This is a genomic window from Chryseobacterium salviniae (assembly GCF_035819015.1).
Classification (GTDB): domain Bacteria; phylum Bacteroidota; class Bacteroidia; order Flavobacteriales; family Weeksellaceae; genus Chryseobacterium; species Chryseobacterium salviniae.
This window is the reverse complement of sequence record NZ_JAYLAA010000012.1, coordinates 56297-74988: the sequence shown is the minus strand read 5'-3', so window position 1 is coordinate 74988 and position 18692 is coordinate 56297. Positions and strand designations below refer to the sequence as shown.

The following is an 18692-nucleotide window of genomic DNA, read 5'->3' as shown; positions in this document are numbered from 1 at the left end:
ATTATATTTTATTTAAAAACTCCCACAAAAATGAACAGAACAACCAAACTTCCGATGATTGAAAGCAGCAATGTAGAAAATGCTACTCTCGGCTTTGTACTGTTGTTGAATGAATATCTCAGCACATAATCCTGGCTGTTTAAAAAAATCAGAGCTAATAAAAACAAAAGCCACCTCATGAAAACTCCCATAATGAGAAACTGGGCATTTTCATTTTCTTCGCTAATTGGCACAGGATAATTGGCTGAATCAGGGCTTCTTACCAGAAAGCCAAATAAAAAAAAGATAAGCGTTAGTATAGCAGGCATGAAATAAAAATATTTTTTATTTCCGAAACTATCTGGCTTTCCCTCAAAATCAAAATGAGTGGGAATGGTCTCCGGTAATGCTTTATAATTTTTAATGCTGAACCACCATAGAAAAACAAGCAGTCCGAAATTTAAAACATCAAAAATCAGCAACAGAATATTTTCCATTTCAATTCATTTTACAATTACAAAATGCTTTTAATTACCCGCAGTTTATGAGTATGTTTATTCATTTCCTTATTGAAAATACCGGTAGAATCCAGCGTATCGATTCTTACTTTTCCGGAAGCATGAATGATTTTCTGGTTATCCAGCATAATTCCTACATGAACAATTTTGCCTTCAGGATTTTCAAAAAAGGCAAGATCTCCGGGCTGGCTTTCTTCAACAAAGGTTAAAGACTCTCCCACCCCCACCTGCTGCGAAGTATCTCTCGGCAATTTTATATTGTGAACTTTAAACACCAGTTGTGTAAATCCTGAACAGTCTACTGCGAAAAAACTTTTACCGCCCCACAAATACGGAACATTAAGAAATTCTTTAGCCGTTAAAGCAATACTTTCCCGCACATTATGGCTTCTTCTGGATGCCACAACCGGAAATTCTACCTCAGAACCCATGGAAAGCAGCGTTTTTCCGTCATTCATCATTACGGAAGAGAAATCTTCGGTGACAACGGTTACTTTTCTGGCAGCGAGTTCTTCCTCCGTTACAGGCCTCAGCTGTTTGGTATCCATCCAGCCTTCATATCCGTCATAATGCATTTTTATGAGGGTCCAGTTTTTATTCACTTCGAGGATATCGGCGCTTTCGCCAAACAGGATTTCCGTAACAATTTCAGCTTTGTCCGAACTTTCTGCACGAACTGGTGCCACTGTTACAATACAAATTCCTTTATTCATATTTTATAAAAGTTTAGATTGAAAATCGTGATGAATTTCAATCTTGTATTTAGCCTTATTCTATTTTCTGCGTAAAAAATTGACACCATCGCGCAAAGGTAAAATTAGATTTTCAAAATCATCATCTTTTGCGATGAGATCATTAAGTTCTTTGATAACCTGCGTAGACTTCTGCTTCGGGTTTTCTTCAAGCACCTTACCGTACCAGAGTACATTGTCGAACATTACTACGGATCCGGATTTTGTATGAGGCTTAATCAGCCTGAAATATTCGGCATAATTTTCCTTGTCTGCATCAATAAAAACAAGATCGAAAAATTGATCGGTTTCTTTTAAAAATTCTTTTGCATCCTGAATTTTGAAATCAATTTTTGAAGAATGTCCGCTCTCTGCAAAATATTTTTTCGGAAGATACGCCAGATCTTCATTTACATCAAGTGTAGTAATTTTTCCGTTTTCTGCAAGCCCGGCTGCAAGACAGAGTGTAGCGTACCCTGTGAAAGTTCCTATTTCAAGGATATTTTGCGGCTTCATCATCTGGGAAATGATCGTAAGCAATCTTCCCTGCTGGTATCCCGAAATCATGTGCGGCTGAGTTGTTTTCTGGTAAGTTTCCTTTCTCAGCTTTTTCAGGATTTCAGGTTCGGACGAAGCATGGTTTTCCAGGTATCGGTCCATTTCCGGGTTCTTTTCTTCAAAAAAGCTCATTCTACAAATTTTGTAATTCAAATTTACTTAAATATAAGCAAAAAGTAAAAAGATTCGCAAATATTCCGTAACACGGGTAAATCCACATAAAAATTACCGTAAAAATACGGATGGTAAGACTTTCGGAATAGTGATACCTTTGGGTCAGGGTAAAAACACTAACTAAAATGGATGCTGGAGTAAAACAAATTAACCAAGAGAAGAGAGGAAATGTACTATCAAAAGATAAGGCAGAATCTCAGAAAAAAACTAAACCGGAAATATCCAATTCATTTTTTCAGCGAATTATTTCATTATTGAAAAAAGAAGAATTAATTTGACTAAAAAATAAATCCCGAATTGCTTCGGGATTTATTGTTATTGATTGAATGTTTTGTTCTTATTATTTCTTCGGTGCGATGTCCATTAATTTCATGAATTCATCAAGCTTCGGCATAATGATGATTTCCGTTCTTCTGTTTTCAGCTCTTCCGGAAACGCTCATGTTGGTTGCCTTAGGATTGTATTCTGATCTACCACCGGCAGTAATTCTTGCAGGATCTACGCCAAACTGAGTCTGTAAAACTTTAGCTACCGCAGTACCTCTCAATGCAGAAAGATCCCAATTGTCTCTTGGTAAGTTTGGAGAATTTAAAGGTGCATTATCCGTGTTACCTTCGATCAATACAGAATATTTATCATAATCGTTGATTACTTTCGCTACTTTTCCTAATACTTCCTGTGCAGCAGGCAATACGTTGTAGTCTCCTGTTTTGTACAACATTTTATCAGAAAGAGAGATCATTACCACTCCTTTCAATACTTTTACCTGAACATCACTGTCCGCTACATTATCCAAAGATCTTTTCAGTTTGTTTGATAATGCTAAATTTAAGCTGTCATTTTTAGCATTGCTTGAAATCAGCTGTTTGATGTAAGAGTTTGAAGCGTTGATTTCTCCCACCAGCTTATCAATATTGGCAGAGCTTTTTCCTGTATTGGAAAGACATGCATCCAATGAAGATTTCAAAGCGTCATGCTGACTTTTCAACAGGTTATTTTCGCTTGTCAAAGCAGAGTTTTGAGACTTCAGATCCTGAATTTCTCTCTGTCTTTCTCCCACGTTCTCAATACATTGTTTGTAGTTTGAGCTTAGTGCATCATACTGTTTTTTGCTGATACAAGATGTCATTCCCAACACCATTGCAGATACTGCTAAGATTTTAAAAATTTTCATAAATAATCATTTTAAGACGATCAAAGGTAGCAAAATTCATTTTAATAATATAGATTATCTTTGTACAAAGAAATTCTCAGCATACATTTTGGAAACGTTACACCTTAAGAATCAATTGCAAAATCTTGTGCAGGCTCCCGAAATAAGAACCTATCTTCTGGCGGTAAGCGGCGGTGCAGATTCTATGGTTTTAGTCTATATTTTTAATGATTTAGGGTTACAGTTTCAGGTAGCGCATATCAATTATAAACTCCGTGGAGAAGATTCTGATCTTGATCAAAAGGTGGTACAGGATTTTTGTAAAAATAACAATATCAAATTTCATGTTTACGAAGTTTCAGAGACAGATAACAAACCGGAAAATTCTATCCAGCTTTGGGCAAGGGAACTCAGGTACAAATTCTTTAAAGAAATCTGCAAAAAGGAGAACCTTGATTTCCTGGTGACTGCCCATCACCTGAACGACCAGCTTGAGACATTCATCATCAACCTTTCAAAAGCAGCAGGAATAAACGGATTAGCAGGAATTCCCTCAAGCGACAACAATATTTTACGTCCGCTTCTACCATTTAGCAAAGAAGAAATTTATGCTTTTGCGAAAGATAAGCATATTGAATACCGAGAAGATCTTTCCAACCAGAAAAGTGATTACCTGAGAAATAAGATACGCCATGAAATTGTTCCAAAATTGCTCGAAACCAATTCGCATTTTCTTGAAAATTTTAAAAAAAGTTCGTTATACCTCAATCAGACAAAAGATTTTGTACAGCAGCAGATTCAGGAAATTGAAAACCGCATAACTGTTTTTAACAAGGATCAAAAAATTTTATCAAAGAAACAGCTTGCCGCAGAAAGTGCTTTTGTGAAATTCGAGATTTTAAAAAAATATGGCTTTGCCAACGAAGAAGAAATTGCTAAAATTTTTACAGCGGAAAACGGAAGCGTATTTTTTTCAAAAGAATATAAGCTAATTGTAGATCGAAATGGTTTTTTTATTACAAATCCTGAAGAACATATTTCAAAAGAGAAAGCTGAAGAAATCATTTTAAAAAGCCATAATAATGAAATAATACTGAGCGATAACAATGAATATCAAATCATTATCACAAAATCATTCGATTGGCTTTTAGATCTTGAAACAATAAGCCTTCCTTTAAAGTTAAGAAAAAAGAAAGAAGCGGATGTATTCTTTCCAACCGGAATGAAAGGAAAAAAGAAGGTTTCGAAATACCTGCGGGACGAAAAATTATCAGTTTCAGAAAAGCAAAATACATGGCTGCTCTGCGATTCAAAAGACCAGGTTTTAGGGGTAATACCTTATCGGCAGGACAGGAGATTTTGCGCGGAACAACATACTGAAAAAACACTCAATATACGATGGATAAAAGAACAACAAATACTTTAGCAATAGAAGATTTTAGAAAAGACAGTAATGCTGCTTTTGCTATTTTATATCAGAAATATTTTGTCTACACCAAAAAGTTTGTCCTAAATAACAGTGGAAACCTGGAAGATGCCGAAGATATTTTTCAGGATGCTCTTATCATTTTGTACGAAAAATTATACGCTGATCATTTCAAAGCGTATACCTGCCTCGCCAATTATCTATCAGGAATTTCTAAAAATTTATGGCTGAAAAAACTCAGAAATAAAGAATTTCTTACGGAGATTCCTGAAAATTATTACCTCAACCATCAGGAGGAAATCAATGCTGCCATTGAGAACGAACGTGATTATTGGGATAAGCTTAATGATTATATGAATGCTGTATCTTCTCATTGTAAAAATTTGATTCAGGATATTTTCATGAATAATAAAAATATTGAAGAAATTCAAAGCAAATATCAATATTCCAGCAGGCACAGCGCACAAAACCAGAAGCATAAATGTGTGGAACAGATCAGAAAAATTAAACAAAACGATAATTTTTAATACTGAAATACAGATACTTATAAAAAATCACTCACAACACGGGTGATTTTTTTTTGTTTCTGGAACTTATAAATAAGTAACAATATTATGACCAGAAAAATAATACTAAGTCTCTGCCTCTTCATAGCAATATTTGCAAATGCACAGAGCAAAAAAGGAATCAGCTTCCAAAAAATCAGTTTAGAAACGGCAAAACAAATTGCGAAGAAAGAGAATAAGCTCATCTTCATAGATATTTACACCACTTGGTGCGGGCCTTGCAAGCTCATGAAGAAAAACACCTTTACCGATGCAAGAGTTGGAGAAATTTTTAACAAAAACTTTGTGAGTCTTGCCATAGATGCAGAAAAAGAGGGTGTAGCCCTGGCCAAAGAATTTAACATTGTTAATTTTCCGTCGTTCTTATTTTTAGATGCAAACGGAAAACTCGTTCAGTATGATTTCGGATATTATAATGCAGAACAATTTTCAACGATAGGAATGTCGGTTTCGAATAAAATTTCGAACTCTGCAACTCCGAAAACAATTGATATGGTAAAAGGCAAAATGGTGGGCGATAAAATTCCGGACTTTTCTGCGAAAGATCATCTGGGAAATCTGTTTTCTTCATCAGATCAAAAGGAGAAATTGATTGTGGTTTTCATTCGTGGACAATGGTGTCCTTACTGCAATAAATATATCGAATCCCTTCAGAATCTTTCTCCGGAATTACAGGCTAAAAATGCCAAACTGGTGATCATATCTCCCGAAAAACCGGAATTTATTGAAAAAACCATCGAAAAAACCCAAACCTCATACACGGTATTATATGATGAGGGCTACAAAATCGCCGAAGCGTTTGATGTATTGTATACTCCCGACACGAAAATACTGGATCTTTACAAATCAAAGGTGGAAGGTTTTGCGGAAAGCAGATCTGATAATTCCGGAAGGCTTCCTGTTTCCGCAACTTTTATTCTGGACGAAAACAAAATAATCTCATGGAGGCATTTTAATCCGGATTATAAAGAAAGAGCAGCAATAGAAGATATTTTAAAACAATTATAAATTTAAAACACGACTTATGAAAACATTTTATTTCTCTTTATTAAGCATTTTTTTAATGACTATTCCCGGATTTTTACATGCGCAGGGCTGCAGCGATGCCGGCTTTTGCACCGTAAATAGTTTAAAGCCGCACAATACCGCAGATTCTGCCAATGTGTACAAAAATGAGCTGAAAGCCGGGTTTTCATTGGGAAATGCAGATAATTCGATAACGGTTTACGGACAATACCTGGAATACAACAGGCAGATCAGTTCTACATTGGGAATCAGTGCCAAAGCAACTTCTATTGCTCAGACAGGAAACGGCATCAGCGTATTCGGATTATCAGACATTTACCTGAATTCCAATTACCGGGTAAATAAAAACCTTACGTTCACGTTAGGCGCAAAAATCCCTCTCAACAATGGAAATAAAGCCGATAACGGAAGCATTCTGCCGATGGATTATCAATCCAGCTTAGGAACGTTTGACCTTATTGCAGGAGTTGGATACCAGATTAAAAAACTACAGTTGGTTGCAGCGCTGCAACAGCCTTTAACACAAAATGAAAACCAGTTCAATGCTAAAAATTATCCCACCAGTTCCTCTTTGGCAGGTTTCCAGAGTACGAAAGATTTTAAACGCAGCGGCGATGTCCTCCTGAGAGCTTCTTATCCGGTAAAAATCACGGAAAAGCTATTGTTAACACCTGGTTTGTTAAATATTTATCACCTTTCTAAAGATAAGTTTACAAATTCAGCAGGAGCTGAAGAAGAAATCGACGGATCTGAAGGTTTAACCATTAATGGAAATATTTTTCTGGATTATAATTTAAATAAAACCAATGCTTTGCAGCTGAATGTTGGAGTCCCTTTTTTAGTGCGTGATACACGACCTGACGGATTAACAAGAAGTTTTATCGCCAACCTGGAATACCGTTTTAGATTTTAATAAATTTTAAGAAATAAAGGCATTTTCAGCATATTTAAAAAATCCGAAACATATATAGACGTTTATAAATAACTGTTATTTGAAAAAAGAAAGTTCCTGGGTTTTTTAGGGACAAAAAAATATCTAATTTAGCGAAGCAAAAAAAAATCCGGTTCCCGGCTGATCGTGAAATTTCCATATTTGCGCAGCCTTACCTGCAGAACCTGATATACTGGGGGAATGAGAAGTCCTGATACATTCTCAAAATTTTTAATAAGAAGCAAAATGAAATTTAAAAACTGGTTTTTATTAGTTCTCGTGTTTTTAGCAACAGGAATTAATGCGCAAATCAAAAATCCTGTAAAATTTAAATTTACAATCAACGAATTAGGAGACAATCAATACGAAGCCGTGCTGAATGCCACAATGGAAAGCGGCTGGCATATTTATTCCAAAGACCTTCCGGAAGACACAGGAATTCCTACTGAATATAAAGTTTCCGGAAAAAATATTGAGCTGATCGGAAAATTTACCGAAGTTGGAAAAAAGCATGAAGAATTTTCAGAAGCATTCGGTGGAACAATTGTGTATTATTCCAATTCTGCTGGTTTTAAACAAAAATTCAGGCTGAAAGACGGTACGAAACCGGGAGATGTTGTTGCTGAAATTACATATCAGACCTGTGACGACAGGGTTTGTCTTGCGCCAAATACGTTAGAGTTTAATAAACAGGTAATTCCGAAAGGTGTCACTGAAGAAACTACAACCGGAACTGCTGAACCAACAAAAGATTCTGCAAAAACAGAAACCACACTCGTAAATCCGGCAAAAGAGACTGTTATTGTAACAGAATCATCAAAATTGGATCCTAAACAGCTAAAAATTGCATCGATCAATTTTGAGAAACCGCTTACCGATTGCGGCGTTGCCACTGAAAAAGTAGCTGAAAATTACTGGACGTATCTACTTCTTGGATTTATCGGTGGACTTATTGCACTGCTCACTCCATGTGTTTTCCCAATGATCCCGCTTACGGTATCATTCTTTACCAAAGGAAGCCTGAACAAGGCCAAAGGAAAAAGAGATGCTTTCATTTACGGCTTTTTTATTTTCCTGATTTTTGTTTTGCTGAGCGTTCCTTTTCATATTATTGACGGGATTGCAGGAAATATCTTCAACGAAATATCCACAAGCGTATGGCTGAATATCGCCTTCTTCATCATATTCATTTTCTTCGCAGGAAGTTTCTTCGGGTATTATGATATCACATTACCAAGCTCCATTGCCAACAAATCCTCAAAAGCAGAAGAAGCAGGCGGAATGGTAGGAATTTTCTTCATGGCTTTAACCTTAGTAATCGTTTCATTTTCCTGTACAGGACCTATTTTAGGGAGCTTACTGGGAAGTGCGGTAACTGGTTCTGCAAACGTTCCAATGCTTTTAACATTTGCTCTGGCAGGCTTCGGACTGGCTTGGGCAATCATCTTCGGATTACTGGCTTTATTCCCGCAGGCTTTACAAAGCCTTCCTAAATCAGGCGGCTGGATGAATACGGTGAAAGTTGTTTTAGGTTTCGTAGAATTGGCTTTGGCATTAAAATTCTTATCAAAAGCAGACTTGGTTTCCAAAACATTCTTATTGAAAAGAGAACTTTTCATTGTGATCTGGATTCTTGTGGCTTTAGGATTGGCATTGTATTTATTTGGTGTAATACGATTTCCGCATGATGATAAAAAACCGAAAATTTCCATCACCCGAAAAATTCTTGGGGTTTTGGGATTAGGGTTCGTGATTTACCTGGTTCAGGGATTGATTCCTTCAGAACGCCCTAAACTGCAATTATTAAGCGGAATTTTACCTCCGTTAAATGTAAGCTATTTCCATGATGAAAAAGACGGGATCTTAGGAATGCATCCTGAACATGATTTCTTTAAAGCAGTAGAACTTGCAAAAAAGGAAAACAAACCGATCTTAATTGACTTCACAGGTTACGGTTGTGAAAACTGCCGTAAGATGGAAGAATTTGTATGGAGCGAAAGCGATATTCTACCGATTCTTCAGAATGATGTTGTTTTAGCTTCGCTGTATGTAGACGACAAAGAAGAGCTCCCCGAAGATCAGAAAACGAAAATTGACCTTGGCGACGGACAGGTGAAGAAAGTAAAAACAATAGGCGACCGATGGAGCTTGTTCCAGCAGGTGAACTTTAATAACAATTCGCAGCCGCATTATGTTTTATTGACTCCGGACGGAAAAGTAATCAACACCCCGGTTTCAGGATATATGCCTAAAGAGGATTTCAAAAAATTCCTTGAATGCGGAGTCAATTATTATAAAAACAATAAATAATTTAGATTACCATAGCGCAAAAGCCTTATCAATTTTTTGATAAGGCTTTTTTATGTTATTGATTTGCAGAAAAATAAGCAACATGCCATTTAAAGAATACAAAATAATTATTCAAATCAAATATTAGGTATATAATTTGCATTGATTCCAAATAATAAATATCAATTTGATACGCTTATTCAAAAACCGTTTAACATTTAAAAAACTATTAACTATGGCAGAAATTATCGCACAAGAAAAGCAAGGAGGCAGCAAACAGAGAAAAAAAATGATCCGCGTGGATATGACTCCAATGGTAGATTTAGGATTTCTCTTAATTACCTTCTTTATGTTTACCACTAATTTTACAAAACCTAATGTCATGGATCTGGGGTTGCCCGCGAAAGAGATCAATACAAATCCTATCAATAGACCTGTAATAGATCCATTGAATCAGATTACATTTATTTTAGGAAAAGACAACCGGGTTTTTTATCATCAAAAAACTAAAGAAGATTTAAATAGATCGAATTTAAAAGAAACCAATTTCAGCGGAATCAATATCACTAAAATTATTTCCGAAGCTTATATCAAAGCTCCAAAAAAGGAAAATTTCATCATTATCATTGAACCTACAGATGATGCGAATTATAAAAATTTCGTAGATGTCCTGGATAATATTGCCATCTCGAAAAAAGAACGCTACGGAATAACCGACCTCAAACCGTGGGAAAAGAAAGTTTATGATGAATTAACACAATAAACACCAAAGAGCATTTTCAGAATGCTCTTTTTTTATTTATTTTTGGATATAATTTTATTCGATGAAAAACTTGTTAACCGCTCTTGCTGTGACGGCTTTAGTAATTTCCTGTTCTAAAAAAGAAGCGACTTCTATTTCCGGGAAAACCGACAGCACAAAAATCATAGATTCCATTAATGCTGCAAGAACAAAGATTAACGATAGCATCAAATCTAAAAACCGCTTCAAAGATTTCAGCGGATCTCATAAAATTACCCATAATTCAATAAAAGGTTCCGGAACCATTTCGTTTGAAAAAATTGACGGCGAAAGAGACCATTACAATGTTTCCGGGCAATTAAAATCAGGGAAAAATTCTCTGGAAATTAAAGGCTTTATGGCCGTCATTTCAGAAAAGCACATGAATTTCACGGGAACAATCTCGCAAAGCATTTCTGAGAACGGAAACGGAAAGCCTGATCTCAGGAAAGGCACCAAAACATTCATGTCTAAAGATGGCGGAAAAACATACCGTCTCCAGGACATGGTAAATGGTTCGGGATTTGTTGATTATATAGATATTCATTTTTAACTCCTGAATTTATGCTGAACTTCGAAAGAAAAGGGAACGGAAAAGAAACATTGGTTTTGCTTCATGGCTTTATGGAAAATATTTCCATCTGGAGCGATATGGAGCCTCATCTTTCCGAAAATTTTTCGTTATTGAAAATCGATCTTCCGGGACACGGGCAATCGGAAATTATTGCTGAAGTTCAGACAATGGAGCTGATGGCAGAAGAAGTAAAAAAAGTCCTGGACGACCAAAATCTTAAAAATGTTCACCTGCTCGGTCATTCTATGGGCGGCTACATTTCTTTAGGCTTTGCTGAAAAGTATCCAGATTACCTGAAAAGCTTAACTTTATTTTTCTCATCCTTTCTTCCGGACGATCCTGAAAAAAAAGAGCAGCGCATCAAAAGCTACCGCATCATAGAAGACGCTTTTGCGCATTACGCCAGAGCAGGTGTTCCGAACCTTTTCAACTCAAACGAAAGAGATGTCCTGGAAGGCAAAATAGAAACTGCCCTTGAAGTTGCCCTTTCAACTAACAACATGGGCGCCTTGGCTTCTGTAAAAGGAATGGTGGAAAGAACCGATAAAAAGCATGTTCTTGAAAACCTTGACTGCAAAATTTTAGTTATTGCAGGAAAACATGACAATGCGGTAAAAACGGAAGTGATGATTAAAAACCTTCCGGACAGAACCAACGTAAAGTCATACGTTCTGGACTGCGGGCATAACGGACATTGGGAAAAACCGTCCATCTGCGCAGAAATCATCAATACGGAGCTTCTCCATCATTTACCGAAACATTTAGTTTTGTGATATGCTGGATTTCCTGTTTAAAAAAAAGAAACCCGTAATCGGGCTCACGCTTTCTGGCGGAGGAATGCGTGGAATTGCTCACATTGCTGTTTTAAAAGCATTGGAAGAATATAACCTGAAACCGGACATTATTTCCGGAACCAGCGCCGGATCCATCGTAGGAGCCTTTTATTCCCTTGGCAAATCACCGGAAGAAATGATGGAAATTATAAAGCAGACGACTTTCTTTTCAAGATCCTATTTAAAGCTCTCAAAAAACGGGATTTTCAGTTCGAAATTTATCATGAAATTATTCATGGATCATTTTCCGGAAGATGATTTTAAGATTTTAAAAATCCCGGTATATGTAGCCGCAACTGAAATGACGCACGGAATTGTAGATTTCTTTTCTGAAGGAGAGCTATTTGGCCCGCTGCTCGCTTCATCAAGTGTACCTTTTGTCTTGCCTCCTGTAAAAATTGGTGAAAAAATTTATGTTGATGGCGGTGTTTTAGACAACCTTCCCATTGAACCTATCATTGATAAATGTGATTTTCTCATCGCTTCGCATGTCAACTCCATCAGTTATGATAGTCTTGAAAATATGAGTCTCATGAAAGAATTCGACAGAATTTTACATTTAGCCATTGCCAAATCCGTTTACTCCAAAGCGAAGTCCTGCGACATTTTCCTTGATCCTCCTAAAATGACGAAGTTCAGTCTTTTTAATAAAAAGTTTCTTGATGTCATGTTTCAGGAAGTGTATGAATACACCTGCAAAGAGCTTGAAGAGAAGGGATACTCGCGGTTTCAGAGTTAAATTAAGAGTTTTAGTGTTATAGTTAAGTGTGTCATTAAGCAAAACGATTCATTCTCTAAAAAATAAAATCTGAATTCCAACTTTTTTACTGCATTTCCCCTCAAATCAAATCTTAATTTTAATCTAATTATAAACTTTCCTCAGCCTCAATTTTACCTTTAAAGGTTTTAATTGTATCCTGCAAAGACTCATAAGATTTTCCTCCCGCAGCGTTGATGTGACCACCTCCGTTGAAGTATTTTCTTGAGAATTGGTTAACGTCCATATCATCTTTGCTTCTGAAAGAAATTTTGATGAAGTCTTCATACAAATCTTCCATAAAGAAAGCTGCCATTTTTACTCCCATGATACTCAGCCCGTAATTAACAAAACCTTCTGTATCTCCTTTCTGGAAACCATATTCTTTTAATTCTTCTCTTGTTAAATAAAGAACGGCAACTTTTCCGTCTTTTACCACTTCAATTCTTCCTAAAATTAAAGCCAGCAAATGAAGGCGCGAAACCGTATTGGTATCCCAGGTATTTGAAGTAATTAAGGCAGGATCTGCTCCATGCTCAATAAGGTTTGCAATAATCCTGTGAGTAGTTGCACTGGTAGAACGGAAACGGAAACCTCCTGTATCCGTCATAATTCCTGTATAAAGACATTCAGCAATATCTTTATCTACAAGGTTTTCATCATCCAAAGCTTCAATGAAATGATACACCATCTGGCAGGTTGCGGGAATCACCGTATCAGAATATACAAAATCAAAATTTTCAGGCTGCTGATGATGATCAATAAGAATCTTCTTTGCTTTTGCATTGGCAAGCCAGTCTCCCAGCAAACCAATTCTGGAATGCGCATTAAAATCAAGGCAAAAAATAACATCCGCTTCACTGATCAGATCAGAAGCTACTTTTCTTTTGTATTCACCGATCAGAACTTTTTTGGCTTCCGGCATCCATTTCAGAAATTTGGGAAAATCGTTGGGAACAATTACTTCAGCAAAAATTCCTTTGGCTTTAAGAAAATGCTTTAAACCCAGGCTGGAACCAATTGCATCACCATCAGGATTATAATGGGTAAGGATTATGATTTTGTTTTCCGGAGTTAGTAATGTATTGATTTCTAAAAGTTCTGCGGGTGTAAACATGAGATGCTTTTATTTTTTTCTTTAAATTTAAGTTTCCAAAGATAGAGCTTTTAAGCAAATCATTAAGCATTATTTTTGTTCCGGTTCAAGCAGCCCCCTGTAATGCTTTGTAAAAATTCAATAAAATAATAAGCTTAAAAATTTCAAAAAAATATTGGTAAAATTTGTAACTTTTAAAAAATTGCCTATCTTTGCAACCTGAAAATTAATAGATAATTACGATTTAAACATATAGTAATGAGTAAAAGAACATTCCAGCCATCAGAAAGAAAAAGAAGAAACAAACACGGTTTCAGAGAAAGAATGTCTACGCCAAATGGAAGAAGAGTTTTGGCTGCGAGAAGAGCTAAAGGCAGAAAGAGTTTAACTGTAAGTGCATCACGCGCTAAGAGATAATCTTTTTATTATCATATACAAATCATGCTTGAAAAGAAGTTTTTCAGGCATTTTTTGTTGTTAAAATTTCCTAAAATTTAGGTTCTTTATCCTTCTTTTTCCTATTTTTAAATTCTGAAAAATTTTAGAAAAAAAGCACTTTAAAACTGAATTATGCCACATACACATATTGCCGGAGACAACATTATCAGCCTGCAGCACGCCAAGATTGCACAGAAGAACTTCACCGTGCTTTCTGATGTGAACCTTAATATTAAGAAAGGTCGTTTCTGCTATCTTATCGGAAAGACAGGTTCCGGGAAAAGTTCGCTACTGAAAACATTGTACGGGCATATTCCTTTAGCTTCAGGACACGGAGCGGTTGTAGGTTTTGATCTTGCCAAGCTAAAAGCTTCAGACGTACCGAACCTGAGAAGAAAATTAGGGATTGTCTTCCAGGATTTCCAGCTGCTTTCTGACAGAACAGTAGAAAAGAACCTTAGATTCGTACTGGAAGCTACGGGATGGAGTGACAAAATAAAAATGGAAGACCGTATCAATGAGGTGTTGGGAAGCGTAAACATGAAGAGCAAGAAACATAAAATGCCTCATGAACTTTCCGGTGGTGAGCAGCAGCGTGTTGCGATTGCGAGAGCTCTTCTTAATCATCCTGATTTAATTTTAGCGGATGAGCCTACTGGAAACCTTGATCCGGAAACTTCTAATGAAATTATGACTTTGCTGAAGCAGGTTGCCCTTGAAAACGGAGCGGCCGTGGTAATGGCTACACATGATTATCACATGATCCAGAATTTCCCGGGAGAAGCGATAAGATGTGAAGACGGAAAAGTTTCTGTGCTTGATACAGCGGAATTATTTGAATAAAATTCAAATAATTAAGAACAATTTAGGAAGTTAAGTTGCTTTAAGAAAAAATCAAATAATATTCTTAACTCCTTAATAGCTTAATGGTAAAAAATAGTTTTATTTTCTAAAAGCATGAAATTCTTTGGTGAGTTCAAGATATTGGTCCGAGTATTGTCTCGGACTTTTTTCTATAATAAATTCAGATTCAATTAAATTATTTTCAGATAAGGAAAACTCAAGAATCAGTCTTTTTATCTTTGAATTTTCGATTCCTTTTATATTAATTTTTCGGATCAGAAACATCCGGTTTTCTTCAGCTATTGCAATGAAATCATTTCCTGCTTCAGCTGGAATTATTATCGACAGACTTCCTTTCTCTGAAAGCATTTGCGAAGATTTTGCAACAAGCTGGCGAAAATTCAGCTCTACCGTTTGTCTTGCAATTTTATCCTTTTCAGAATTGGAAGCTTCAAAATACGGGGGATTCGAGACAATGAGATCAAACCTCTGTTCCGTTTCAAAAAATTTAAAATCCTGATGAATATTCTTTAACCTGGAACAAAAAGGAGAATTTTCAAAATTGATTTTAGTGAGTTCAGCTGCATCTTTATTGATATCAATTCCTAAAAACTCTGCATCAGAATTTCTCTGCGCAAGCATTAATGAGATCAATCCGGTTCCGGTTCCGATTTCGAGAATTTTGAGAGTATTTTGAACATTCGCCAAAGCACCGAGCAGAACACCATCGGTTCCTACCCGAAAAACCTCTTTTGACTGCTGAATGGTAAATTGTTTAAACGTAAAAGGTTTCACTATAAATTCGTAGGCAAAGTGATGGTGAATGTAGAACCTTTTCCGACTTCGGATTTCACGGTAATTTCGCCTTTATAATCTTCAACCATTTTCCTTACCATAGCCAAGCCAAGACCCATTCCGCTGTTTTTAGAGGTGAAATTGGGTTCAAAAATTCTTTCATAAATATTTTCAGGAATTCCGATTCCGTTATCCTGAACAGAAATCATTACTCTTCTCTGATGCTGTTCTACATCAACATTAATAATGAGTTTTCGCTCATCACTTTCAGCCTGTTTGGCATTGGTAACAAGATTGGTAATGATTCTGGACAAGTAAATCCTGTCCATATTGATCATGATATTGCTTTTATTGGAATGCATGAAAATACTGTCGTCATTGAAAACGCGAAGAATATCTTCCACTTCATTATTCAGGTTAATAATTTCATTATTTTTCTCCGGCAGCTTGGCAAATTCTGAAAAAGCTGAAGCAACAGTGGCGATAAGATCAATCTGATCAACCATTGTTTTGCTCATTTGTTTTACTTTCTCCCTGATGTTCGGATCTTCGGGATCAAATTTTCTTTCAAAATTCTGAATCGTAAGCTTCATTGGCGTGAGCGGATTTTTCACTTCATGAGCTACCTGCTTCGCCATTTCTCTCCACGCTTCTTCGGATGCTTTGAAACGGAGCCTTTCTTTCTGATCCTGAATCTGAAGAATCATCCTGTTATATGCTCTTGCAAGAGCATTCAATTCATCATTTTTATAATACCGGATGGGCCGCATTTCATTTTCAAACAGCGTAATCCTGGTAATCATATCAGAAAATTTGGTAATATTTTTCGCTAAATTATTAGACATAACCCAGCTGAACCATACACTGAAAAGAATCAGGAAGATATCAACCAGAATAATATATTTCACATAGGTATTAAGAACATCAAGATACTCGGATTCATTATGGTATAAAGGGATATATACAATGGCAATCGGCTCAAGGTCATTGTTTTTCAGGAGAAGATAGGATGAGGTAAGCACGGCATCTTTAGAGGCATCATATCCTTTGATATCTACCCTTGCTTTGGTTGCAAGAATCCTGTTAACAATATTGATAGGAATCTTTTTCTGCTCTACGAGGCTTTCATCTTTATTGGAAAGTAAATAATTTCCTTTCAAGTCGTATAAAATAATGTCGTGCAGGTTGATGTCTGCAATTTCAAAGATTTTGTTATCAAGAAGAGTGGGTAGATCCTGCGTTTCTGTATGTTTCATGCTTACTGCATAATCCAGATAGCGGATTACCGCTCCTGTTTTTTCCTGCATATCAATCCTGCTTTTCGTAATGGAATTTTCCCTTAAAACAAAATAGGGAACCAGCGAAGAAGCGACAACACTTAAAAGACATACCAACAAGAATCCGAAAAAGACACGGTTTCTCAGGCTATATCCTTTGTACATACTCATTGACATTCTGTTTATTAATTAACCTAGCAATATACTTACCAATTATGTCAAATTCCAAATTAACATGGTCACCTTTTTTTAAATACTGCATATTGGTAAATTCCCAGGTATAAGGAATAATAGCAACAGAAAACTGATGGTCTTCACTTTTTGCAACTGTGAGACTGATTCCGTTTACCGTAATGGAACCTTGAGGAACTGTAACAAAACCGCCGTTACCATCATACGAGATCGTAATGAAATAACTTCCGTCTTTATTTTCAATATTCACCACTTCTCCGGTTTTATCAACATGACCTTGTACAATATGCCCATCAAGCCTCCCGTCCATTTTCATGCAGCGTTCAAGGTTTACCACAGTTCCAACTTCCCATTTTCCGAGATTTGTTTTTTCTAAAGTTTCATTGATTGCTGTAACTACATATTGGTTCTCACTGATCATTACAACGGTAAGGCAACAACCGTTGTGTGCTAAACTTTGATCGATTTTCAGTTCATTCGTGAAAGGACAGGTTAATATAAAATTAATATTGCTTCCGTTTTCTTCAATCTTCTCAATTACCCCTACCGCTTCAATTATTCCTGTAAACATATTATTTTTTGCTAAATTTGTAGTTTATTAATCTTCAAAGATAATCAAAATGAGCCCAAAAAACCATAAAGTACGAGTAGGAATTTCAATAGGAGATTTTAATGGCATCGGCCCGGAAATCATCATGAAATCCCTTGCAGACAAAACCATTACGGATTTTTTCACCCCTGTGATTTTTGGTTCGGGAAAATTGTTCACTTATCAGAAAAATATTTTTAAGCTGAATCTGAATTTCAATTACATTAATGAAGCATCGCAAGCCCAGGGAGGAAAGCTTAATATGGTGAATCTCGTAAAAGAAAATTCTATGGTAGAGCTCGGCACACCAACCGAAGAATCCACCAAATTGGCCATTGATTCTCTTGAAGCTGCCACAGAAGCTTTATTAAAAGGAGACATTGATGTACTGGTTACAGCACCCATCAACAAGGATGAAATGGTGAAAATGGGCTTTAAACATGCCGGACATACCGGATATTTTGAAGAAAAATTCAATAAAAAAGGATTAATGTTCCTGGTAACGGAAGATTTAAAGGTAGCGGTACTGACACACCACATTCCAATTGCTCAGGTGGCGGAAAATATTTCTAAAGAAAAAATCAAAAAGCAAATCCGCGTTTTAAACCAGACTTTAATTGAAGATTTTAATATTTCAAAACCGAAAATTGCTGTTTTAGGGTTAAATCCACATGCAGGAGACGGCGGCGTAATTGGAAAAGAAGAAATTGAAATTATTGCTCCTGCCATTAAAGAACTTTCAGATAACGGAATCCTTGCATTCGGACCCTTCCCTGCCGACAGTTTTTTCCAGCCGGAAAAATACAAAAGTTTTGATGCGGTTCTGGCGATGTACCACGATCAGGGTTTAGCCCCGTTTAAAACATTAGCGTATGAAGAAGGCGTGAATTATACAGCAGGTCTTCCATTCATAAGAACCTCTCCGGATCATGGAACTGCTTATGACATTGCAGGAAAAAACATAGCGGACGAACGGAGTTTTACCGAAGCTATTTTTACAGCTATTAAAGTTTTCAGGAACAGAAGCGAATACAATGATTTGATGAGCAACCGACTGCAACCGAGAAAAATGGTTGTAGATAACGGAATAGATGAAGATTTACCGGACGAAGCAGAAGCGTAAATCTCCAATATAGATTTTAAGTGAATTTGTTTTAGAAATTATT

21 protein-coding genes are annotated in these 18692 nt (G+C 36.3%); 13 read left to right on the top strand and 8 right to left on the bottom strand.

Translation table 11 applies throughout. The features are described 5' to 3' along the window. Positions 1-8: 8 nt before the first annotated feature. Genes SOP96_RS02340 through SOP96_RS02330 form a run of 3 tightly spaced genes read right to left on the bottom strand, consistent with a single transcriptional unit; the run spans position 9 to position 1918 of the window. Positions 9-476, bottom strand: coding sequence for a DUF1648 domain-containing protein (locus tag SOP96_RS02340; protein WP_326319620.1), 468 nt, complete (start codon positions 474-476; stop codon positions 9-11). Positions 477-493: 17 nt separating this feature from the next. Then, positions 494-1210 carry a C40 family peptidase gene (locus tag SOP96_RS02335; RefSeq protein ID WP_326319619.1) on the bottom strand — a complete coding sequence of 239 codons (717 nt, stop codon included), beginning with the start codon at positions 1208-1210 and terminating at the stop codon, positions 494-496. 60 nt (positions 1211-1270) lie between these two features. Next, positions 1271-1918 carry an O-methyltransferase gene (locus SOP96_RS02330; RefSeq protein WP_326319618.1) on the bottom strand — a complete coding sequence of 216 codons (648 nt, stop codon included), beginning with the start codon at positions 1916-1918 and terminating at the stop codon, positions 1271-1273. Positions 1919-2085: 167 nt separating this feature from the next. Between SOP96_RS02330 and SOP96_RS02325 the strand changes: the two genes are divergently transcribed. Continuing rightward, positions 2086-2238 (top strand): hypothetical protein, encoded by a 153-nt coding sequence (locus SOP96_RS02325; protein WP_326319617.1) that lies wholly within the window; start codon positions 2086-2088, stop codon positions 2236-2238. A 62-nt stretch (positions 2239-2300) separates the two neighbouring features. Here SOP96_RS02325 and SOP96_RS02320 read toward each other — a convergent pair whose 3' ends face one another. Continuing rightward, positions 2301-3134: an OmpA family protein gene (locus tag SOP96_RS02320; protein WP_066440732.1), complete on the bottom strand. Its 834-nt coding sequence runs from the start codon at positions 3132-3134 to the stop codon at positions 2301-2303. A gap of 88 nt (positions 3135-3222) precedes the next feature. Here SOP96_RS02320 and tilS point away from each other — a divergent pair, with 88 nt between their 5' ends. The 9 genes from tilS to SOP96_RS02275 all read left to right on the top strand — a co-directional run bounded on the left by tilS (position 3223) and on the right by SOP96_RS02275 (position 12278). Beyond that, positions 3223-4539, top strand: coding sequence for a tRNA lysidine(34) synthetase TilS (tilS, locus tag SOP96_RS02315; RefSeq protein WP_326319616.1), 1317 nt, complete (start codon positions 3223-3225; stop codon positions 4537-4539). Beyond that, the gene (locus tag SOP96_RS02310; RefSeq protein ID WP_326319615.1) at positions 4512-5066 is read left to right on the top strand and encodes an RNA polymerase sigma factor; all 555 of its coding nucleotides are present in this window, start codon (positions 4512-4514) and stop codon (positions 5064-5066) included. Before tilS ends, SOP96_RS02310 begins: the two co-directional genes overlap by 28 nt. An 87-nt stretch (positions 5067-5153) precedes the next feature. Continuing rightward, the gene (locus tag SOP96_RS02305) at positions 5154-6113 is read left to right on the top strand and encodes a redoxin domain-containing protein (protein ID WP_326319614.1); all 960 of its coding nucleotides are present in this window, start codon (positions 5154-5156) and stop codon (positions 6111-6113) included. A gap of 16 nt (positions 6114-6129) precedes the next feature. After that, positions 6130-7044, top strand: a complete 915-nt coding sequence (locus tag SOP96_RS02300; RefSeq protein WP_326319613.1) for a hypothetical protein — start codon at positions 6130-6132, stop codon at positions 7042-7044. A 264-nt stretch (positions 7045-7308) separates the two neighbouring features. Further along, positions 7309-9372 carry a protein-disulfide reductase DsbD family protein gene (locus SOP96_RS02295; protein ID WP_326319612.1) on the top strand — a complete coding sequence of 688 codons (2064 nt, stop codon included), beginning with the start codon at positions 7309-7311 and terminating at the stop codon, positions 9370-9372. A gap of 214 nt (positions 9373-9586) precedes the next feature. Continuing rightward, entirely contained in the window at positions 9587-10114 is a 528-nt protein-coding gene (locus tag SOP96_RS02290; protein WP_326319611.1) for a biopolymer transporter ExbD, read from the top strand. Positions 10115-10175: 61 nt separating this feature from the next. After that, positions 10176-10685 carry a hypothetical protein gene (locus SOP96_RS02285; RefSeq protein WP_326319610.1) on the top strand — a complete coding sequence of 170 codons (510 nt, stop codon included), beginning with the start codon at positions 10176-10178 and terminating at the stop codon, positions 10683-10685. An 11-nt stretch (positions 10686-10696) separates the two neighbouring features. Beyond that, positions 10697-11479 carry an alpha/beta fold hydrolase gene (locus tag SOP96_RS02280; protein ID WP_326319609.1) on the top strand — a complete coding sequence of 261 codons (783 nt, stop codon included), beginning with the start codon at positions 10697-10699 and terminating at the stop codon, positions 11477-11479. 1 nt (position 11480) lies between these two features. Continuing rightward, positions 11481-12278, top strand: a complete 798-nt coding sequence (locus SOP96_RS02275) for a patatin-like phospholipase family protein (protein ID WP_326319608.1) — start codon at positions 11481-11483, stop codon at positions 12276-12278. A 127-nt stretch (positions 12279-12405) separates the two neighbouring features. Here the strand turns inward: SOP96_RS02275 and SOP96_RS02270 are convergent, their stop codons facing one another. Further along, positions 12406-13413 (bottom strand): DHH family phosphoesterase, encoded by a 1008-nt coding sequence (locus tag SOP96_RS02270; RefSeq protein WP_326319607.1) that lies wholly within the window; start codon positions 13411-13413, stop codon positions 12406-12408. Between the two features lie 237 nt (positions 13414-13650). Between SOP96_RS02270 and rpmH the strand changes: the two genes are divergently transcribed. Continuing rightward, positions 13651-13809 (top strand): 50S ribosomal protein L34, encoded by a 159-nt coding sequence (rpmH, locus tag SOP96_RS02265; protein WP_007843334.1) that lies wholly within the window; start codon positions 13651-13653, stop codon positions 13807-13809. Positions 13810-13962: 153 nt separating this feature from the next. Beyond that, complete coding sequence (locus SOP96_RS02260) at positions 13963-14673, top strand: cell division ATP-binding protein FtsE (protein WP_326319606.1); 711 nt, start codon at positions 13963-13965, stop codon at positions 14671-14673. A gap of 99 nt (positions 14674-14772) precedes the next feature. Here SOP96_RS02260 and SOP96_RS02255 read toward each other — a convergent pair whose 3' ends face one another. The 3 genes from SOP96_RS02255 to SOP96_RS02245 are packed head-to-tail and all read right to left on the bottom strand — an operon-like array spanning position 14773 to position 17508. Beyond that, positions 14773-15468, bottom strand: coding sequence for a tRNA1(Val) (adenine(37)-N6)-methyltransferase (locus SOP96_RS02255; RefSeq protein WP_326319605.1), 696 nt, complete (start codon positions 15466-15468; stop codon positions 14773-14775). Next, positions 15468-16922 (bottom strand): sensor histidine kinase, encoded by a 1455-nt coding sequence (locus tag SOP96_RS02250; RefSeq protein WP_326319604.1) that lies wholly within the window; start codon positions 16920-16922, stop codon positions 15468-15470. The genes SOP96_RS02255 and SOP96_RS02250 overlap by 1 nt, the downstream gene beginning before the upstream one ends. Further along, positions 16894-17508 carry a riboflavin synthase gene (locus tag SOP96_RS02245; RefSeq protein WP_326319603.1) on the bottom strand — a complete coding sequence of 205 codons (615 nt, stop codon included), beginning with the start codon at positions 17506-17508 and terminating at the stop codon, positions 16894-16896. The genes SOP96_RS02250 and SOP96_RS02245 overlap by 29 nt, the downstream gene beginning before the upstream one ends. A 49-nt stretch (positions 17509-17557) precedes the next feature. Between SOP96_RS02245 and pdxA the strand changes: the two genes are divergently transcribed. Then, positions 17558-18649, top strand: a complete 1092-nt coding sequence (gene pdxA, locus SOP96_RS02240) for a 4-hydroxythreonine-4-phosphate dehydrogenase PdxA (protein ID WP_326319602.1) — start codon at positions 17558-17560, stop codon at positions 18647-18649. The last annotated feature ends 43 nt before the right edge of the window (positions 18650-18692 follow it).

Excerpts from the sequence above, each read along its gene's own strand:
- SOP96_RS02310 (WP_326319615.1), top strand. The coding sequence starts at position 4,512 with ATGGATAAAAGAACAACAAATACTTTAGCAATAGAAGATTTTAGAAAA.
- SOP96_RS02270 (WP_326319607.1), bottom strand. The coding sequence starts at position 13,413 with ATGTTTACACCCGCAGAACTTTTAGAAATCAATACATTACTAACTCCG.
- SOP96_RS02335 (WP_326319619.1), bottom strand. The coding sequence starts at position 1,210 with ATGAATAAAGGAATTTGTATTGTAACAGTGGCACCAGTTCGTGCAGAA.
- rpmH (WP_007843334.1), top strand. The coding sequence starts at position 13,651 with ATGAGTAAAAGAACATTCCAGCCATCAGAAAGAAAAAGAAGAAACAAA.
- SOP96_RS02340 (WP_326319620.1), bottom strand. The coding sequence starts at position 476 with ATGGAAAATATTCTGTTGCTGATTTTTGATGTTTTAAATTTCGGACTG.
- SOP96_RS02300 (WP_326319613.1), top strand. The coding sequence starts at position 6,130 with ATGAAAACATTTTATTTCTCTTTATTAAGCATTTTTTTAATGACTATT.
- SOP96_RS02280 (WP_326319609.1), top strand. The coding sequence starts at position 10,697 with ATGCTGAACTTCGAAAGAAAAGGGAACGGAAAAGAAACATTGGTTTTG.
- SOP96_RS02330 (WP_326319618.1), bottom strand. The coding sequence starts at position 1,918 with ATGAGCTTTTTTGAAGAAAAGAACCCGGAAATGGACCGATACCTGGAA.
- pdxA (WP_326319602.1), top strand. The coding sequence starts at position 17,558 with ATGAGCCCAAAAAACCATAAAGTACGAGTAGGAATTTCAATAGGAGAT.
- SOP96_RS02320 (WP_066440732.1), bottom strand. The coding sequence starts at position 3,134 with ATGAAAATTTTTAAAATCTTAGCAGTATCTGCAATGGTGTTGGGAATG.
- SOP96_RS02245 (WP_326319603.1), bottom strand. The coding sequence starts at position 17,508 with ATGTTTACAGGAATAATTGAAGCGGTAGGGGTAATTGAGAAGATTGAA.
- SOP96_RS02285 (WP_326319610.1), top strand. The coding sequence starts at position 10,176 with ATGAAAAACTTGTTAACCGCTCTTGCTGTGACGGCTTTAGTAATTTCC.
- SOP96_RS02295 (WP_326319612.1), top strand. The coding sequence starts at position 7,309 with ATGAAATTTAAAAACTGGTTTTTATTAGTTCTCGTGTTTTTAGCAACA.
- SOP96_RS02325 (WP_326319617.1), top strand. The coding sequence starts at position 2,086 with ATGGATGCTGGAGTAAAACAAATTAACCAAGAGAAGAGAGGAAATGTA.
- SOP96_RS02275 (WP_326319608.1), top strand. The coding sequence starts at position 11,481 with ATGCTGGATTTCCTGTTTAAAAAAAAGAAACCCGTAATCGGGCTCACG.
- SOP96_RS02250 (WP_326319604.1), bottom strand. The coding sequence starts at position 16,922 with ATGTCAATGAGTATGTACAAAGGATATAGCCTGAGAAACCGTGTCTTT.
- SOP96_RS02305 (WP_326319614.1), top strand. The coding sequence starts at position 5,154 with ATGACCAGAAAAATAATACTAAGTCTCTGCCTCTTCATAGCAATATTT.
- SOP96_RS02260 (WP_326319606.1), top strand. The coding sequence starts at position 13,963 with ATGCCACATACACATATTGCCGGAGACAACATTATCAGCCTGCAGCAC.
- SOP96_RS02290 (WP_326319611.1), top strand. The coding sequence starts at position 9,587 with ATGGCAGAAATTATCGCACAAGAAAAGCAAGGAGGCAGCAAACAGAGA.